General features: G+C 60.0%; 17 protein-coding genes. 7 read left to right on the forward strand and 10 right to left on the reverse strand.

The window, feature by feature from the left end:
* Window positions 1–33 precede the first annotated feature (33 nt).
* From ACSQ9D_RS10815 to ACSQ9D_RS10825, 3 genes are read right to left on the reverse strand one after another with little or no spacing between them, the layout of a single operon-like run.
* Entirely contained in the window at window positions 34–1,062 is a 1,029-nt protein-coding gene (locus ACSQ9D_RS10815; RefSeq protein ID WP_436282238.1) for an ABC transporter ATP-binding protein, read from the reverse strand.
* Window positions 1,050–2,744, reverse strand: a complete 1,695-nt coding sequence (locus ACSQ9D_RS10820) for an ABC transporter permease (RefSeq protein WP_436282239.1) — start codon at window positions 2,742–2,744, stop codon at window positions 1,050–1,052. Before ACSQ9D_RS10820 ends, ACSQ9D_RS10815 begins: the two co-directional genes overlap by 13 nt.
* 17 nt (window positions 2,745–2,761) lie before the next feature.
* Window positions 2,762–3,739, reverse strand: a complete 978-nt coding sequence (locus ACSQ9D_RS10825; RefSeq protein ID WP_436282240.1) for an ABC transporter substrate-binding protein — start codon at window positions 3,737–3,739, stop codon at window positions 2,762–2,764.
* A 162-nt stretch (window positions 3,740–3,901) separates the two neighbouring features.
* On the opposite strand from ACSQ9D_RS10825, the gene ACSQ9D_RS10830 reads away from it, so the two are divergent.
* Window positions 3,902–4,960, forward strand: a complete 1,059-nt coding sequence (locus ACSQ9D_RS10830) for an aldo/keto reductase (protein WP_436282241.1) — start codon at window positions 3,902–3,904, stop codon at window positions 4,958–4,960.
* Window positions 4,961–4,978: 18 nt separating this feature from the next.
* Here the strand turns inward: ACSQ9D_RS10830 and ACSQ9D_RS10835 are convergent, their stop codons facing one another.
* Window positions 4,979–6,199 (reverse strand): PLP-dependent aminotransferase family protein, encoded by a 1,221-nt coding sequence (locus ACSQ9D_RS10835; RefSeq protein WP_436282242.1) that lies wholly within the window; start codon window positions 6,197–6,199, stop codon window positions 4,979–4,981.
* Between the two features lie 197 nt (window positions 6,200–6,396).
* Window positions 6,397–6,858 carry a YidB family protein gene (locus ACSQ9D_RS10840; RefSeq protein WP_436282243.1) on the reverse strand — a complete coding sequence of 154 codons (462 nt, stop codon included), beginning with the start codon at window positions 6,856–6,858 and terminating at the stop codon, window positions 6,397–6,399.
* 152 nt (window positions 6,859–7,010) lie between these two features.
* Between ACSQ9D_RS10840 and ACSQ9D_RS10845 the strand changes: the two genes are divergently transcribed.
* On the forward strand, window positions 7,011–7,268 hold the full coding sequence (locus tag ACSQ9D_RS10845) for a GlsB/YeaQ/YmgE family stress response membrane protein (protein WP_436282244.1): 258 nt from the start codon (window positions 7,011–7,013) through the stop codon (window positions 7,266–7,268).
* A gap of 92 nt (window positions 7,269–7,360) precedes the next feature.
* Window positions 7,361–7,948, forward strand: a complete 588-nt coding sequence (locus ACSQ9D_RS10850; RefSeq protein WP_436282245.1) for a class I SAM-dependent methyltransferase — start codon at window positions 7,361–7,363, stop codon at window positions 7,946–7,948.
* A 48-nt stretch (window positions 7,949–7,996) separates the two neighbouring features.
* Here the strand turns inward: ACSQ9D_RS10850 and ilvC are convergent, their stop codons facing one another.
* The 3 genes from ilvC to ACSQ9D_RS10865 all read right to left on the reverse strand — a co-directional run bounded on the left by ilvC (window position 7,997) and on the right by ACSQ9D_RS10865 (window position 10,770).
* The gene (ilvC, locus tag ACSQ9D_RS10855; RefSeq protein WP_037120078.1) at window positions 7,997–9,016 is read right to left on the reverse strand and encodes a ketol-acid reductoisomerase; all 1,020 of its coding nucleotides are present in this window, start codon (window positions 9,014–9,016) and stop codon (window positions 7,997–7,999) included.
* 45 nt (window positions 9,017–9,061) lie between these two features.
* Window positions 9,062–9,727 (reverse strand): TetR/AcrR family transcriptional regulator, encoded by a 666-nt coding sequence (locus ACSQ9D_RS10860; RefSeq protein ID WP_436283815.1) that lies wholly within the window; start codon window positions 9,725–9,727, stop codon window positions 9,062–9,064.
* Between the two features lie 137 nt (window positions 9,728–9,864).
* Window positions 9,865–10,770, reverse strand: coding sequence for an AraC family transcriptional regulator N-terminal domain-containing protein (locus ACSQ9D_RS10865; RefSeq protein WP_436282246.1), 906 nt, complete (start codon window positions 10,768–10,770; stop codon window positions 9,865–9,867).
* Window positions 10,771–11,036: 266 nt separating this feature from the next.
* Here ACSQ9D_RS10865 and ACSQ9D_RS10870 point away from each other — a divergent pair, with 266 nt between their 5' ends.
* Together ACSQ9D_RS10870 and ACSQ9D_RS10875 are read left to right on the forward strand one after the other, a co-directional pair.
* Window positions 11,037–11,408, forward strand: coding sequence for a VOC family protein (locus ACSQ9D_RS10870; RefSeq protein ID WP_436283816.1), 372 nt, complete (start codon window positions 11,037–11,039; stop codon window positions 11,406–11,408).
* Between the two features lie 172 nt (window positions 11,409–11,580).
* Complete coding sequence (locus tag ACSQ9D_RS10875) at window positions 11,581–12,627, forward strand: NAD(P)-dependent alcohol dehydrogenase (RefSeq protein ID WP_436282247.1); 1,047 nt, start codon at window positions 11,581–11,583, stop codon at window positions 12,625–12,627.
* 48 nt (window positions 12,628–12,675) lie between these two features.
* Here ACSQ9D_RS10875 and ACSQ9D_RS10880 read toward each other — a convergent pair whose 3' ends face one another.
* The gene (locus tag ACSQ9D_RS10880) at window positions 12,676–13,947 is read right to left on the reverse strand and encodes an NAD(P)/FAD-dependent oxidoreductase (protein ID WP_436282248.1); all 1,272 of its coding nucleotides are present in this window, start codon (window positions 13,945–13,947) and stop codon (window positions 12,676–12,678) included.
* A 131-nt stretch (window positions 13,948–14,078) separates the two neighbouring features.
* A complete protein-coding gene (locus ACSQ9D_RS10885; RefSeq protein WP_037120069.1) occupies window positions 14,079–14,543 on the reverse strand; it encodes an Lrp/AsnC family transcriptional regulator in 465 nt (154 codons plus the stop codon).
* 160 nt (window positions 14,544–14,703) lie between these two features.
* On the opposite strand from ACSQ9D_RS10885, the gene ACSQ9D_RS10890 reads away from it, so the two are divergent.
* A complete protein-coding gene (locus ACSQ9D_RS10890; protein WP_436282249.1) occupies window positions 14,704–15,423 on the forward strand; it encodes an aspartate/glutamate racemase family protein in 720 nt (239 codons plus the stop codon).
* A gap of 65 nt (window positions 15,424–15,488) precedes the next feature.
* Entirely contained in the window at window positions 15,489–16,406 is a 918-nt protein-coding gene (locus tag ACSQ9D_RS10895) for a bifunctional helix-turn-helix transcriptional regulator/GNAT family N-acetyltransferase (RefSeq protein ID WP_436282250.1), read from the forward strand.
* Window positions 16,407–16,458: the final 52 nt, after the last annotated feature.

The following is a 16,458-nucleotide window of genomic DNA, read 5'->3' on the forward strand; positions in this document are numbered from 1 at the left end:
ATCTAAGGCCCGCTTCGCAAATACGGCTCGAAATCAGAGGCGCCAGGCGGCCCGGGCCATCACCCGCACGCTCTCGCCAACATCAAGCCGCTCCCGGCTGAACGCCCGAAGCACCTGTCCGTCGCCGAGCAACAGCCTCACGGCATAGCGCTCGCCCTCATAGAGGATGGATTCGACGCGTGCTGCAATGCCCTCACCCGTGATGAGGACATCCTCCTGGCGCACCAGCACGTCCACCTTCGGCCGATCACCGACCTCGTGTGAGAACAAAGGTTCGAGGGCGCGCCAGTCAAGCAGTCTGATGTCACCACCCGGAGACGGAAGCGAGAGAATTGCGCCGCGACCGATCAAACCGCCAACCACCCGGCCCTCCGGCCGGGCGTAGATCTCGGCTGGCAGTGCAGCCTGCAGAAGGCGGCCTTCGGACATGACCGCAACGTCGGTTGCGAGTGCCATCGCTTCGCTCTGATCGTGCGTGACATAGATCATCGTCGCACCCGAGCGCTGGTGGAACTCGCGAAATGTTTCCTCCATCTCCTGCTTCAGGTGGCGGTCGAGATTTGCGAGCGGCTCGTCGAGAAGCACGACATCAGGTGACGACACGAGGCAGCGCGCCAGTGCCACCCGCTGTCGCTGGCCACCGGACAGATCGGCGGGACGGCGCTCGGCGTGATCGGCCAGCCTTACGGTCGCCAACGCCTCGCGGACCTTCTGCTTGTAAGCCTTGCCGGAGATACCGCGCACCTTCAAGGGATAGCCGACATTGTCCGCGACACTCATATGCGGCCAAAGTGCATAGGACTGAAACACCATCGCCATGTTGCGCCGTTCCGGCGGCAGCGACCGGGAGGCGTCTGCAAGCAGCCGCTCCCCGAGATGGATGGAGCCGTTCGTCGGCGCTTCAAAACCGGCGATCATGCGCAGCACCGTTGTCTTGCCGCAGCCCGAAGGCCCGAGCAGTGCCAGAAAGCCGCCATGCCTCACCTTCAGGGAAAAGTCGGTAACGGCCGCACGGCCGGTGCCGAAATCCTTGGCGAGGTGATTGAGGATCAGTTCCGCCACGGCACGACCCCTCTCGGCAAGCGTTTTGCCATCAGCTCCAGAAGCAGCATCATGCAGACGACCATAAGGACGACGAGCACGGAAAGCGCCGATGCCAGATCGGAGCTGCCGCTGTCGTCGAGATTGTAGATTGCCACGCCAAGCGTCTGTGTCCCGGCAGACCATAGGAGCGCAGAGATGGTGAGCTCATTGCAGGCGATTAGGAAGACCAGAATGACCGATGCTCCCGCTGCGGGGGCGATCAACGGCACGATGATATCGACGAGCCGCCGGAAGAAGCCCGCCCCCGATAGTCTTGCCGCTTCCTCCAGTGCCGGATCCAGCTGATGGAACGCACTGACGACAGGCTTTAGGCTTACGGCAAAGAAGCTCGAAAAATACGCGATCAAGATGATCCAGATCGTCCCGTAAAGTGTCACGTGCAGGATGGGAATCGGCGCGGCAAACACGAGAATGAAGGACACGGCCATGACGATGCCGGGCAGCGAATAAGGGATCTCGATGAGGCTGGAAACAATCCGGCTCAGCAGGTCTTTGCGTCGCGCCAACGCGTAAGCCGAAAGCACGCTCACCACAAGGAGACACAATGCCGTCCCAGCCGCGAGAGACAGGGAGTTCATGAACGCCGTGCACGTTACCGCTTGCCGGAAAAGGATTTCATGGAAGGCGCTCGCCGACATCGTCTTGAAGGTGAGCGGCACGCCATAGGCCGGCACGAGTGCACCGGCCAGGAGAGCGAAGAATGGTGCAGCCACCATGAAGAAAAGGCAAAGCCATAGCAGCGGCTGCAAAAGGAACTTCCAGCCTCCCAATTCGAAGGCCACGGTCGCGCCGGAAAGCCCAAGCACACGATAGTCGCGTCCACGCAAGGCGCGGTCCTGAATGGCAAGCCCGACCACTGAAATGATGGCGATGATCGCGGAAAGCAGCGCCACGTCGCCGAAAGTCCGGCTGGTGAAGGCGGAGAACTTGGTGAAGATCAGCGTCGGAAGCGTGTAGATCGAGGCCGGTATGCCGAGGATTGCCGGAATGCCGAAATTGCCAGTGCAGGAAACGAACGAGATTGCTGCTCCGGCAATGATCCCCGGCAGCGAAAGCGGCAGGATGATGTCGCGGAAGACCCGAAGACTGCTGGCTCCGGCAAGCCGCGCCGCCTCGACGCCATCGCGGGGGAGCGCCATCAGGCCGGCACGGATTGCGAGATAGACGAGCGGCGCATGCTGCACGCCGTAGAGCAGCGAAATCCCGCCGACCGAATAGAGCGGCTGCGGAGACCCGAGCGGAGGCGCAATGTGCAACGCCTTCAGGAGCGGGCTGGAGGGCCCGGACATCTGCACCCAGGCGAGCGCTGTCACCTGCGGCGGGATCATCATCGGCAGGACGAACAGGAAGCTCAGCGCGCCCTTGCCGCAAATATCCGTCAGCGTCAGCACGAATGCGAAGGCGCAGCCGACCGCGAGCGAGATCAGCGTGCCGAGCACCGCCGTCACGAGGGTGTAGTAGGTTGCCGACCAGAGCGCCGGATCGCCCAGCACCGCGCCGACGCCAGTGTTCGCAAGCGCGCCAATGCCTGTTGTCGCCAGCCGCGCCAGCGGCAGCACGCTGAGGATCAGGACGATGATAACAATCAAAGGAAACAGCCAGGCGGGCTGGCTGTTTCCAGGACGAACATATGCGTGCATCTGCTTTCCAGCGGCGATCAGTTCGAGCCGTAGATGCCGGAGAAGGTCTTGAGGTCCTGATCGGTGGTCTTCAACGCCTCGGCCGCATTGATCGGCAGTACCTTGATGCTGTCGCGGGCCGGAAAGCCTTCCGGCAGCTTCATGCCCTTGCGGGCCGGGATATAGCCGAGTTTGAGGAAGCCTTCCTGTCCCTTCTCCGAGAGCACGTAGTCGACGAATTTCTTCGCTGCATCGGCATTCTTCGAGCTGGCGAGAATGCCGACCGGTTCCGTCACTGCGGAGACGCCTTCCGTCGGGAAGACGAACTCGACCGGCGCTCCTTTGGCTTTTTCGCGGATCGGCATGTAATCGACAATCATGCCTAAGGCCTTCTCGCCTGAAGCAACCGACTTGAGGACCCCGCCATTGCCGCCGGCAGCAACCGCGCCATTGGCGGCAAGATCCTTGTAGAAATCCCAGCCGAGGCTATCGACGCCGGCCAGCGTCTGCGCATGAATGAGGGCAGCGCCCGACGTCAGCGGGCTCGGCATCGTCACGAGACCCTTGGCTTCGGGCTTCGTCAGATCCTTCCAGCTTGTCGGCTTGAACGCGGCAGAGGTGTTGTAGACGATACCGGTGGTGATCAGTTTCGTCGAATAGTAATAGCCGTCGGCGTCGTAGAGAGCCGCGTCATAGCTTGCAGCTTCCGGCGACTTGTACGCGAGCAGCTTGCCGGCTTCCTTGAGGCGCTCGAGCGTTACCGTGTCGGCGATCAGCAGAACGTCGGCGACGGCATTGCCGGCCTCGATTTCCGCCTGCAGCTTCGCCATGATCTTCGGAGTGCCATCGCGCACCCAGTCCACTTTGACGTCGGGATTGGCGGCCACGAAGCCGTCCACGGTCGCCTGTGCATCTTCGTTCGGCTGGCTCGTGTAAAGCACAAGATTGGCGGCAGGGGCCGGCGTTACAAGCAAGCTCGCGGCAAGCAACGCGGCGGCGGAAACGATCGTCTTCATGATGGATCCTCGATGATGGGAGAACCGTTCCTTAGCCATCGCGGATAACATGATTGTGACAGTCGGCTTCGGCACGAGCACGCCGACGCCTGCCCTTGACCCGCCTGCTCCGCCCCTATCTTCTACCGCACGTTCTGACTCGTTCATTCTGGAGGAAGGCATATGGAATACCGGCTTCTCGGCCGTTCTGGTCTCAAGATTTCAACCGTGACGATGGGCACGATGACGTTCGGTGGCCAGGGTTGGGCGAAAATGGTTGGCGATCTCGGAGTTGCCGAAGCGCGCAGGCTTGTCGACCTGTGTATCGACGCTGGTGTCAACCTGATCGATACGGCTGACGTCTACTCGCAGGGCGTCTGCGAAGAAATTCTCGGCGAGATCATCGGCGGGCCGCGCAAGAACGGCGTTCTGGTCGCCACCAAGGCGCGCTTTCGCATGGGAGACGGCCCGAACGATACCGGCTCTTCGCGCTATCATCTCATCAGCGCCTGTGAAGCCAGCCTGCGGCGCCTGAAGACTGATGTCATTGATCTCTATCAGCTTCACGAATGGGATGGGCAGACGCCGCTGGAAGAAACCTTGGAGGCGCTCGACACGCTCGTGCGCCAGGGCAAGGTCCGCTATGTCGGCTGCTCGAATTTCTCAGGCTGGCACATCATGAAGGCGCTCGGCGTCAGTGAGAGAGAAAAGCGGGAGCGGTTCGTCAGCCAGCAGATCCACTACACGCTCGAGGCGCGCGATGCGGAATATGAACTGCTGCCGATCAGCGTCGACCAGGGGCTTGGCGTGCTTGTCTGGAGCCCGCTTGCCGCCGGCCTTCTTTCCGGCAAGCACCGCCGCAACCAGGCGGCGCCGGAAGGCTCGCGTCAGTTTGCCGGCTGGACCGAGCCGCCGATCCGCGATGAAAACCGCCTCTGGAATATCGTGGAAACGCTGGTAGCGATCGCCGACGAGCGCGGCGTGTCGGCAGCCCAGGTGGCGCTTGCGTGGCTGATCGGTCGCAAGGCGGTAACCTCGGTGATCATCGGCGGCCGCACCGAAGCCCAATTCAAGGATAACCTGGCCGCGGCCGAACTGAAGCTGAACGAGGACGAGCGCAAGCGCCTCGACGCCGTCAGCCTGCCGCCGGTGCTTTATCCGTATTGGCATCAGCTCAACACGGCAAGCGACCGGCTGAGTGAGGCCGATCTGGAATTGTTCGGCCCGCACTTGAATCGTTAGTTGTTCCTCGGCGGCCGATCAGCCGCCGATTTCACCAGCGATCAACGCGCCGAGGCGGCTGATCCCCTCTTCGATCATCTGATCGTTCGCGCAGGAGAAGCTGACGCGAAACGTATTTTCGCCCGAACCGTCGGCGAAAAATGCCTTGCCGGGGACGAAAGCGACCTTGGCCGTTTCCAGCGACTTGGCGAGCAGCTTCGCGCCGTCCATGCCCTTCGGCAGCGTTACCCAGATGAACATGCCGCCTTCCGGCCTCGTCCAGCTCGTACCGGCAGGCATATACTTCTCCAGCGCCGCCAGCATGATGTTGCGGCGACGGCCGTAGACCGACTTGATCTTGGCGACCTGCGCGTCAAAGCCCCGCTCCGCGACGTGCGCGATCGCCATCTGATTGATCGTCGAGGAATGCAAGTCAGCCGCCTGCTTCATCAGCACGAGCTTGCGGATGACCGGAGCATTGGCAACGATGAAGCCGACACGCAGGCCCGGCGCCAGCGTCTTGGAGAAGCTGCCGCAGTAAATGGTGCGCGTGTCGTTGATATTCCCCTTCTTGGCAATTTCCGTCGCCAGGATCGGTGCGATCGGCGTCCCATCGTAACGCAGCGACTGGTAGGCTGCGTCTTCGATGACCGCGATATCGAGCTCCTCTGCCAGGGCAAGAACCTTCTCTCGTCCCGCCTGATCGACAGTTTCGCCCGTCGGATTGGCAAAATCGGCAGAGAGATAAGCGAATTTCACCTTCCCACCCGCAGCTGTCGCCTGCGCCCTATAGGAGTCTGGCGTGCGATTGCCGTTCGGCGTCAGCTGATCATAGGCCGGCTCGTAAGCATTGAAAGCCTGCAAGGCACCGAGATAGGTCGGCCAGGTGACCAGCGCGGTATCGTTCGGGGAGAGGAAGAGCTTGCCGAGATAATCAAGACCCTGCTGCGAGCCGGATACGATGAAGACGTTATCGAGGTCGCAAGGGATGCCGATGGCGGCCATCTGCTTGATCAGCCATTCGCGGAGCGGCTTGTAGCCTTCGCTGACGGAATACTGCAGCGCCGAGTTCACGGCCGAACTGTTGAAGATATCGGCGTAAGCGGCCTTGAATTCCTGATCGGGGAAAAGTGCCGGATCCGGAATGCCGCCGGCAAAGGAAATGATGTCAGGGCGGTCAAGGAGTTTCAGAAGCTCGCGAATCTCCGATGCGCGCATCCGTGAGGAACGCGTCGCGAATATGCTTTCCCAATTCAACATGGGGATTTCCTCGCAATTTTTTGTCTTTAGGCGACAGAACCACGCAACAAATGATAAGTCAACATTGCTGACCTATTTGTTTGTCACGGTGACAAGTCTGCGCGCCTTTTAGTCCAAAAAATCTGAGACAGCGACTGGAAAAAATCACAGAAAGGCCCCGTTCCCGGAAGGAAACAGGGCCTTCTTGTCTAGCAAGATCACGAACGGAAAAGCGTTGCGATCTGCTCTTGTGTCGGTAGATGGCCTCGCGGCGTCAGTTTGTCGACCACGCCAGGCAAGACGGTCGACAGTTGATTCAGCAGCTCTTGCTCACTGATGCCCGCCTGCCGTGCGAGATCACTGATCGTCTTGGAACCGAGCGCATCATTCAGGCTGCCCGGTGCGATCGGCTTGTTCTGCCCGGGCTGGACCCAGGAGTCGACAGTATCGCCCTGCCCGGCTTCCGTCAGCTTGCCGAGAAGACCACCGAGACCGCCGAGCCCACCGAGAAGCCCGCCGTCGCCGGTCTGCGGATTGGCCTGCGGATTGGCCTGCTGAGCGGCTGGATCCGTCTGGCTGCCGCCGGCCCCGAGAAGCTTTCCCACCAGCAACGCGCCAAGAGCAATCATGATCGGCTTCGATATATTTCCGCCTGGAACGGCGTCATCAAAGATACCCATGCCATCCTCCTTTTCGGTTTCTTCATTTCATTGAACAACAACTGTAGAATGAAAGCATAAGGTTCTCGCGAACCTTGAATTCCCCGACCAGCTATTTAGCTTAAACGGGAAGATGGCCTGAATATTCAACCAATCAAGGAGGGGAATGGCAGATGTCAGTAATCGGTTGGATTGTCCTTGGACTGATCGCAGGATTCATCGGAAGCAAGATCGTCAACAAGTCAGGCGCGGGCATGCTGATGGATATCGTCCTCGGCGTCGTCGGAGCAATCGTCGGCGGCGTCATCTTCAGTTTCTTCGGTGCTTCCGGCGTGACGGGCTTGAACATCTACAGCCTCGTCGTCGCCGTCATCGGTGCTGTTGTCGTTCTCTGGCTCTACCACGCCGTCAGCGGGCGACGCTCCATCTAGTTCGCTAATTCTTCATCGAGCGAATGCGCGCTGCCTCAAAGGCGGCGGCTTTACGCTTGTAACTCCGGTCTTGGCTCATCGGGCAAACGATCATGGCGGACGAGAGTACATCTTCATTCTACAACGACAACGCGGCCACCTACGCTTCGCGGCAGCGTATTTTGCCCATTCGACGGCTGGACGCCTTTCTGTCGCTGCTGCCTCCGGGCGCAGCCATCCTTGATTTGGGGTGCGGCGGCGGCCAAGACAGCGCCTACATGCTGTCGAAAGGCTTCGATGTGACGCCGACAGACGGGTCGCCGGCAGTCGCGAAACAGGCGGAGATCCTTCTCAAACATCCCGTCGAGGTCCTGCGCTTCGAGGATTTGGACGAGGAAGAAGCCTTCGACGGCGTCTGGGCCGAGGCCAGCCTGTTGCATGTCCCGCGAGCAGCACTTCCTGAGGTGCTGGAACGGATCCGCACGGCGCTGCGGCCTGGCGGCACCTTCCACGCCACGTTCAAGGCAGGCGAAGCGGAAGGACACGACGGCTTCGGTCGCTACTACAACTATCCGTCAGCGGAATTGCTTTCGGAAATGCTGAGCAATGGCGGCTGGCACAACATCGTCATCAGCGAAGGCGACGGCAGCGGTTACGACGGCAAGCCAACCCGCTGGCTCGCCATGCGGACGCAAAAATAAAGGCCGGAGCTTTCGCCCCGGCCCGCTGAAGCAGCAGTTCGAAACCGCTTAGTTGACGCTTTTGTCGACCAGCTTGTTCTTGCCGATCCACGGCATCATGCCGCGAAGCTTGGCGCCGACTTCTTCGATCTGGTGGCTGTCGTTCATGCGACGAATACCCTTGAAGCGCGAACCGCCAGCCCGGTACTCCTGCATCCAATCGGATGTGAACTTGCCGGTCTGGATGTCGTGCAGAACGCGCTTCATTTCAGCCTTGGTTTCGGCGGTGATGATGCGCGGGCCGGTGACGTACTCGCCCCACTCAGCGGTGTTGGAGATCGAGTAGTTCATGTTGGCGATACCGCCTTCATAGATCAGGTCGACGATGAGCTTCACTTCGTGCAGGCACTCGAAATAGGCCATTTCCGGCGCGTAACCGGCTTCGACCAGTGTTTCGAAGCCAGCGCGGATCAGTTCGACGAGACCGCCGCAGAGAACGACCTGCTCGCCGAAGAGGTCGGTTTCGCACTCTTCGCGGAAGTTGGTTTCGATGATGCCCGAACGGCCGCCGCCAACGCCGCAGGCGTAGGAGAGAGCAAGTTCAAGTGCATTGCCGGAAGCGTTCTGGTGAACGGCAACGAGGCAGGGAACGCCGCCGCCCTTCTGGTATTCGCCGCGAACCGTATGGCCCGGGCCCTTCGGCGCGATCATGACGACGTCGAGCGAAGCCTTCGGCTCGATCAGGCCGAAGTGAACGTTGAGGCCGTGTGCAAAGGCGATTGCAGCACCGTCACGGATGTTGCCGGCGATGTCGGCCTTGTAGATGTCGGCCTGCAACTCGTCCGGGGTCGCCATCATGATGAGGTCGCCCCACTTGGCAGCGTCGGCAACGGTCATGACCTTGAAGCCGTCAGCTTCTGCCTTCTTGATGGTGGCCGAACCGGCCTTGAGCGCGATCGCAACGTTGGCGGCACCGCTGTCCTTGAGGTTCAGCGCGTGCGCACGGCCCTGCGAACCGTAGCCGACGATGACGACGTTCTTGGACTTGATGAGGTTGATATCGGCATCACGATCGTAATAGACGCGCATTGTTCTTTCCTTCCCTTTGCTGGTCCTGTGACTTGTAAGAGGGGATCAGCCGACGAGCGGCATCTCCGCCAAAACCTTCTCCGTGCCGTAAAGGCGCAGGAAGGCGCAAACCGCCCTCTCCGCCTGACGCGCGGTATCCTTGAGACCCGGCTCGCCGAGTAGCATGCGAACATGCAGATCGGAAACGATCAGGCCATAAAGCGTGTGATATGCCTCGTCGGCATCATTAAAGCGTAGCAGCCCGGCACGCTTGCCGGAATCGATAAGCCCCATGGCGCGGCGATCGATCTGGCGGCGGCCCCGCTCCAGAAGCAACTTGCCGAGCTTGGAGCCGTCGCGATGCGACTGGCCGATGGCAAGGCGGTTCAGCGCCAGCGAAACGTCGCCGGCGAGAACCTCCAGCAGATCCTTCGAGAAGATGACGAGGTGATCGTGCAGGCTCGCCGACGTCAGTCGCTCGCCATTGCGCTCGAACGTGCGCACCTTGCTCGCCTGGTAGGCGATCATCGCCGACAGCAGCCCGTCGCGGTCGCCGAACCACTTGTAGAGGCTTTCCTTGGAGCAGTTCGCCGCGCGCGCGACGCCGGATGTCGTCAGCGCCTTCTCGCCACCGTCGACGAGCAACCGCAGCGCCTGCTCCAGAACGGCGTTTTGGCGCGGCGAAAACTCGCTGGGCTCCAAATTTTCGACGGACACGGTCTCACTCCCGATAAGTACCGTACGGTACGGTTCGCGGGCTTTATGCTGCAAAGCGTCGGGCGCGTCAAGCGACATCTTATGAAATTCCCGCGTCGTTTCGAGCCGTCGATTTCACTCGTCAAGACCGGTCCGATGCGGCAATTGCTTGCTCAGGCGCCGTCAACGGGCTCGCGCGCGGCCTCGACGTCTCTCAGTGGGGACAAGCCATAGACGCGGCTATACTCCCGGCTGAACTGCGACGGGCTCTGGTAGCCGACGCGATGCCCTGCCGTCCCGGCATCCAGCCTCTCGATCAGCATCAAGCGCCGCGCCTCATGCAGCCGCAGCTGTTTCTGGTACTGTACCGGCGTCATTGCAGTAATCGACTTGAAATGATGATGGAAGGACGACACGCTCATGCTGACCTGCTCGGCGAGGTCCTCGATGCGCAGTGGCCGGGCAAAGTTCTGCCGCAACCAGGCAATGGCGCGGGCGATGCGGTTGCCATGGCTGTCGGCGACCGCAATGTTGATGAGCCGGCCACCGTCCGGACCGGTAAGGACCCGATATAGGATCTCCTGCTCGATCAGCGGTGCCATCGCCGCAATGTCCTTTGGACTATCGAGCAAACGCAGGAGCCGCACCGCCGCATCCAGGAGCTCGGCTGTCGCTATGTTTACGACAATCCCACGCCCGCCTGCGGGTGCTGTCGGGCGTGGGAGATCAGTGCGGCTCAGAAGATCGAGAACCTTCTCGCTGTTGACGGCGAGTGTCAGGCAGAAATGCGGAACCTCTGGGCTCGCCTCCACGACGCGCCATGTCACCGGCAGGTCGAGCGATGTCAGGAGATAGTCGCCAGCGCCGTAGTTGATGACATCGCTGCCGAGGCGAAGGCTCTTGGCGCCTTGGATAACAAGGGCTATGCAAGGTCGGTAGCTGCCATGGCACGGCGCGCTCGGAGTGTGTCGGCGGCTGATGCCCAGGCTCTCGATGGCGGTGCGGAACTCACCCTCTCCGCCCGCGTGACGCGCGGCAATGGAAGCGATTTCCTGATAGGGGTTGAACGGCAAGGTCATGTAGAACTCGTTCTGAGATAGCAGGTTCACTTTATCTAAGCTTCACGGCAGCATCCTACAAACCCGAAGTCGCACTATTCGGTCTCCGGAAGCAAAGGATTAGTCGTCATGACGGGAATGGATCGCTAGGGGCGGCTCGACGTCAAAATCGGCAGTTGCAGCATTCGCGATACTTCCTATTCTGCCAAGCTGCAAAACATCATGCGGAAGTCGCGCTTTGGTCCGGTATCTGGCGCAACGACTTGGAGCGTCTCCAGAGGAAAATGATGCGTTTCATCAATCCTATTCCTTTCGTTCGCGACATAAATCGCTCGAAGGAATTTTATAACGAGCTGCTCGGTCTGAAAATCATAGAGGACGCCGGAAATTTCGTCCTTTTCGAGTCTGGCTTTGCAATCCACGAAGGACAATCACTTTCACAAACGATCTGGAACCAGAAGCATGACGCTGCCGAACCCTATGGGCGAAGAAACGTGCTTCTGTATTTCGAACACGGCGATCTTAATGCCGCGTTTGAAAGTATCGCGCCGCATGTCGAGTTGATCCACGCTGTAGAAAAGCAGGCGTGGGGACAGCGGGTCTTCCGCTTTTACGATCCGGATGGGCACGCAATAGAAATTGGCGAGCCACAGAGCTGAATTGCTTAGAAGATTCGCGAACCTCCTGAAATTCGTGACGCGGTCCGTGATATGGCTCTGCCGATGAATTTTGCAGGATCGTGCAAGAAGCTTGCAGGATCGCTCTAACGCCTCTTGGTAGTCCCGAGGCATAGTCGGGCTGTCCAATTGCTCACATCAAAGGAAGTTTCAGATGGCTATTGCAAAAGGCTATGCCGCGACGGATGCGTCGAAACCGCTAACACCCTTCACTTTCGAGCGCCGCGCCCCCAATCCCGATGACGTCGTGATCGACATCAAGTTTGCCGGCATCTGCCATTCGGACATCCACACCGTCCGCAACGAATGGAAGAACGCCGTCTATCCGATCGTACCGGGTCATGAGATCGCCGGTATCGTCTCGGCGGTCGGCTCGGCCGTGACGAAGTTCAGGGTCGGCGACCGTGTCGGCGTCGGCTGCTTCGTCGACAGCTGTATCGGCTGCGCAACCCGCGACGTTGACCGTGAACAGTATATGCCGGGTCTCGTCGGCACCTACAATGACTTCGAAGCCGACCGCAAGACGCGCACCCAGGGCGGCTACTCCGACTCGATTGTCGTCAAGGAAGGCTACGTGATGTCGATTCCGGAGAACCTTCCGCTCGATGCCTCGGCCCCGCTGCTTTGCGCCGGCATTACGCTCTATTCGCCGCTGCGTCACTGGAATGCCGGCCCCGGCAAGAAGGTCGCGATCGTCGGCATGGGCGGGCTCGGCCACATGGGCGTCAAGCTCGGCGCCGCGATGGGCGCTGACATCACCGTTCTGTCCCAGACCCTTTCCAAGAAGGAAGATGGTCTCAAGCTCGGTGCCAAGGAATATTACGCCACCAACGACCCGGCAACCTTCGAGAAGCTCGCCGGCGCCTTCGATCTGGTAATTTGCACGGTCAGCGCTGAAGTTGACTGGAATGCCTACCTTGGTCTGGTCAAGGTCGACGGCGCCTTCGTCGTCGTCGGTGCGCCGGAAAACCCGATCCCGGTTCATGCTTTCGCACTGATCCCAGGCCGCAAGAGCATTTCCGGCTCGATGATCGGCTCGATCAAGGAAACCCAGGAAATGCTGGATTTCTGCGGCAAGCACAACATCGTCTCCGAGATCGAGAAGATCAACATCCAGCAGGTCAACGAAGCCTACGAACGCGTTCTGAAGAGCGACGTTCGCTATCGCTTCGTCATCGACATCGCCTCGCTGGCTGCCTGACAAACGCAAAGGGCGGCCTTGAGCAGCGGCCTTGAGCCGCCCTTTTTGCTATGTGCGATTGTCGTCGCGCATCGTTTCCTTCTGAGTTATGAGCCGCGCGCTGTGCTGACCGCTCAGGTAGATCCACAGCCAGCTCCAGGCCACCGCAAAGCGCGAACGCGTCCCGATCAGGAAGTAGATATGGGCGATGCCCCATATCCACCAGGCGATCCAGCCTTTCAGTTTGATGCGACCGAAATCGATGATGGCGGCACTCTGGCCGATCGTCGCAAGACTGCCCTGATGTCTATAGCGAAACGGTGCGGGCGCCGGTTTTGCCGCTAGGCGCGCGCGGATCACCTTTGCGGCATAGGCACCCTCTTGCTTGGCGGCCGGCGCGATCCCCGGGACCGGAGCGCCGCTCTCCTGAATGACAGAGGCCGTGTCGCCGACGACAAAGACATCCGGAAACCCCGGCGCCGTCAGATCCTTCTCGACGATGACGCGCCCTGCCCGATCTGCCGGTACATCGAGCCACTTGGCAGCGGGCGAGGCCTGTATGCCCGCAGCCCAGACGATCGTGCGGCTTTTGATGAGTCCTTCGCTTGTCTCGACGCCTGCTGCCGTGCACTCCAGGACGCGCTCGCCGAGATGCAGTTCGACACCGAGTTCTCCAAGCGCCTTGCCGGCATAGGCCGAAAGCTCTTCGGCAAAGGTCGGAAGCACGCGCGGCCCCGCCTCGACGAGCACGACCCGTGTCTTGCGCGTATCGATATTGCGGAATTCGCGCGGCAAGGTATTGCGCGCAAGCTCCACAATGATTCCGGCGAGCTCGACACCGGTCGGCCCTGCCCCGACAATCGTGAAAGTCAGAAGCGCGTCACGCACAGCGGGATCGGTTTCGGTCTCTGCCCGCTCGAATGCGAGCAAAACCCGCCGTCGGATTGTCGTTGCGTCCTCCAGCGTCTTCAGACCTGGTGCAACCGGCTCCCAATCATCTCGCCCGAAGTATGCGTGCGTTGCTCCCGTCGCGAGAACAAGGCTGTCATAACGCAACGTCATGCCGCTGCGTAATGCAACTTCCCTTCCGGCCGTATCGATACCAACGACTTCGCCAAGCACCGTCGTAACGTCCGGCCGGTCGCAATAGAGGTGGCGAATGGGCCAGGCGATATCCGAGGTCGACAGGATTGTTGTCGCCACCTGGTAAAGCAGCGGTTGGAACAGGTGATGATTTCGACGGTCGACAAGGGTGATGCGGACACCCGCTCCCTTCAACTCGTTTGCCAACTGCAATCCGCCGAAACCGCCACCGACAACGACAACGTGGTGCTCGCTCATGCCTTGCCTTTCCGTACCATTGCGCTACCGCAAATGTCGTCGATTGTCCGCGGCTTTCAACCTCTCTTTGGGTATAGCTCGCCTGCGTCCAGCGGTTGTCGCGGAGGTCGAATTCAGAGAATGGAAACAACTCAGTTTGCGTAAGCAACCGGAATCGATGTCCCGCTTTTCAGCAGTTCCATCGAGATGGACGCGGACACGTCGAAGAGTTCGATCTTGCGAACGATCTGCTTGTAGATCACATCGTAGTGCTCGACTCGTGGGAGGACGATCTTCAGAATGTAGTCGTGGTTCCCGGTGAGCCGATGCGCTTCGACGATCTCGGGAATGCTGCTGATCGCCCGCCGAAACGCTTCGATCCACTCGTCGGTGTGGTGCGCGGTCTTGATCAGCGCAAACACCGTCGTCGGCACGCCCATCTTCTCGCGATCGAGCACGACGATTCGCCGCGCGATATGGCCGCTCTCCTCCAGCCGCTGGATGCGCCGAGAACAGGCAGAGACCGATAGCGCGACACGTTCGGCAAGATCCGTCACCGAAATGCCTGCATCGGACTGCAAGAATTCCAGGATTCGTCGATCGCGATCATCCAGCACCGGCCTTCCTACCTTTCATGGTTGTCGTTTGCACAATATTCGATATTTGCGCAAAAATACAGCGTACACAGAGAATTTCAGGCAAACAAAGCAAACCATTTGCGCGAGAATCGATGCAGGATTTCAGCAACAGGAAATTCCAGACGGGAGCATAAAAACAATGCAGACTATCGGGCTGATTGGTGGGATGAGCTTTGAAAGCTCGGCGGTCTATTATCGCTTGATCAATGAAATGGTGCGCGATCGCCTCGGTGGGCTCGCCTCTGCCGACCTCCTGATGCACTCCGTCAATTTCGACGAGATCGTCGCCATGCAGAAGGCGGGCGACTGGGACGCCGCCGCAAACCGGCTCGGCGACGTGGCCCTGCACCTGCAGATTGCCGGCGCGCGCTGCATGCTCATCTGCACGAACACCATGCATCTCATCGCCGATCAGGTCGCCTCGCGAATCTCCGTGCCGCTGATCCACATCATCGACGAGACCGCCAAGTCCCTGAAGGCCGCCGGACGGAAGCGCCCGCTGCTGCTTGCCACGCGATACACGATGGAGCATGGCTTCTATGCCGATCGCATGAAGAGGCTCGGCGTCGACATCTCAGTTCCCGAGGCCGCCGACCGGACAGCTGTCCACGACATCATCTTCAATGAGCTCTGCGCCGGTAAGGTGCTCGAGAGCTCGCGTGATAAGCTCCTAAAGATCATCGAGCGCGAGCGGGCCAAGGGCGCCGACAGCATCATTCTCGGCTGCACGGAAATCTGCCTCATCCTCGACCCGAACGGCCTGGCCCTGCCCGGCTTCGATACGACCGAGATCCATGCCCGGGCGGCGGTCGATTTCGCACTTGCCGACGAAGTGGTCGACGAGATCGCCGCCGCCTGAGCGCAAATTTAGTTGACTCAGTCAAATAAAAGCAGGACAAAATCTCCTATCAGGAGGTTTTGTCCATGTCCGATTCTGGCTTGATCGACGTCGCCCGCGACTTCAATCGCTTCTACACCAACTTTCTCGGCGTCTTGAACCGGGCCTATCTTGATAGCGAGTTCACGCTCACCGACGCACGTGTCCTCTTCGAGATCGGCTCTCGCAATGGTATAAGCGCGGTCACTCTTGCCCGCGACCTGCACCTCGACCCCGCCTATCTCAGTCGAATCCTCAAGCGCTTCCGAGCCGACGGCCTGATCGAAACAAAAGCCGATCCCAGCGATCTGCGCAGTCAGATCATTATGGTCACCACCAAGGGACACGATCAGTTCGAGGAACTTGGCAGGCGCTCAAATGCTCAGATCGCGGAGCGCTTCGGCAACCTCGCCGCGGGCGAGCCGCAAAGCGTCGTAACGGCAATGACAGCCATCCGCTCGCTACTCGATCCGGACGCCTCACCTCCTCCATTGGTCATCCGCGCCCACCGGCCCGGAGATATCGGCTGGATCGTCCAGAGCCAGGGCAAGGCCTATACTGAGGAATACGGCTGGGACATGCGCTTCGAGGGCCTTGTCGCAGAGGTGGCCGGCAAGTTCCTGGCGAATTTCGATCCGTCGATGGAGTATTGCTGGATTGCCGAACGCGGCGGCACCAACATCGGTTCGATCCTTGTCACCAATGGTGGCGACGGCGTTGCGAAGCTTCGCCTGCTCTACGTGGACAAGGCGGCTCGCGGCCTCGGGCTCGGTAAGATGCTGGTGGACGAGTGCATTCGCTTTGCCAGGGCAAAGAAATATCGACAAATCTCGCTCTGGACGAACGACATCCTGCACGCTGCGCGCGGCATCTACTTGAAGACCGGTTTTCGCCTTGTGTCTGAAGAGAGACACCGGATGTTCGGGCCTGAGGAAAACGGTCAGACCTGGATTCTTGATCTCTGATTTGCTGCGTCGCAAAAGTTTCACTTGATTTGGAAACGATCGTTTCCTAATT

It is taken from the genome of Rhizobium sp. LjRoot258, from assembly GCF_964254185.1.
GTDB lineage: Bacteria > Pseudomonadota > Alphaproteobacteria > Rhizobiales > Rhizobiaceae > Rhizobium.

Coding starts and splice junctions, on each gene's coding strand:
- ACSQ9D_RS10820 (WP_436282239.1), bottom strand. CDS start 2,744: ATGCACGCATATGTTCGTCCTGGAAACAGCCAGCCCGCCTGGCTGTTT.
- ACSQ9D_RS10825 (WP_436282240.1), bottom strand. CDS start 3,739: ATGAAGACGATCGTTTCCGCCGCCGCGTTGCTTGCCGCGAGCTTGCTT.
- ACSQ9D_RS10830 (WP_436282241.1), top strand. CDS start 3,902: ATGGAATACCGGCTTCTCGGCCGTTCTGGTCTCAAGATTTCAACCGTG.
- ACSQ9D_RS10835 (WP_436282242.1), bottom strand. CDS start 6,199: ATGTTGAATTGGGAAAGCATATTCGCGACGCGTTCCTCACGGATGCGC.
- ACSQ9D_RS10840 (WP_436282243.1), bottom strand. CDS start 6,858: ATGGGTATCTTTGATGACGCCGTTCCAGGCGGAAATATATCGAAGCCG.
- ACSQ9D_RS10845 (WP_436282244.1), top strand. CDS start 7,011: ATGTCAGTAATCGGTTGGATTGTCCTTGGACTGATCGCAGGATTCATC.
- ACSQ9D_RS10850 (WP_436282245.1), top strand. CDS start 7,361: ATGGCGGACGAGAGTACATCTTCATTCTACAACGACAACGCGGCCACC.
- ilvC (WP_037120078.1), bottom strand. CDS start 9,016: ATGCGCGTCTATTACGATCGTGATGCCGATATCAACCTCATCAAGTCC.
- ACSQ9D_RS10865 (WP_436282246.1), bottom strand. CDS start 10,770: ATGACCTTGCCGTTCAACCCCTATCAGGAAATCGCTTCCATTGCCGCG.
- ACSQ9D_RS10870 (WP_436283816.1), top strand. CDS start 11,037: ATGCGTTTCATCAATCCTATTCCTTTCGTTCGCGACATAAATCGCTCG.
- ACSQ9D_RS10875 (WP_436282247.1), top strand. CDS start 11,581: ATGGCTATTGCAAAAGGCTATGCCGCGACGGATGCGTCGAAACCGCTA.
- ACSQ9D_RS10880 (WP_436282248.1), bottom strand. CDS start 13,947: ATGAGCGAGCACCACGTTGTCGTTGTCGGTGGCGGTTTCGGCGGATTG.
- ACSQ9D_RS10890 (WP_436282249.1), top strand. CDS start 14,704: ATGCAGACTATCGGGCTGATTGGTGGGATGAGCTTTGAAAGCTCGGCG.
- ACSQ9D_RS10895 (WP_436282250.1), top strand. CDS start 15,489: ATGTCCGATTCTGGCTTGATCGACGTCGCCCGCGACTTCAATCGCTTC.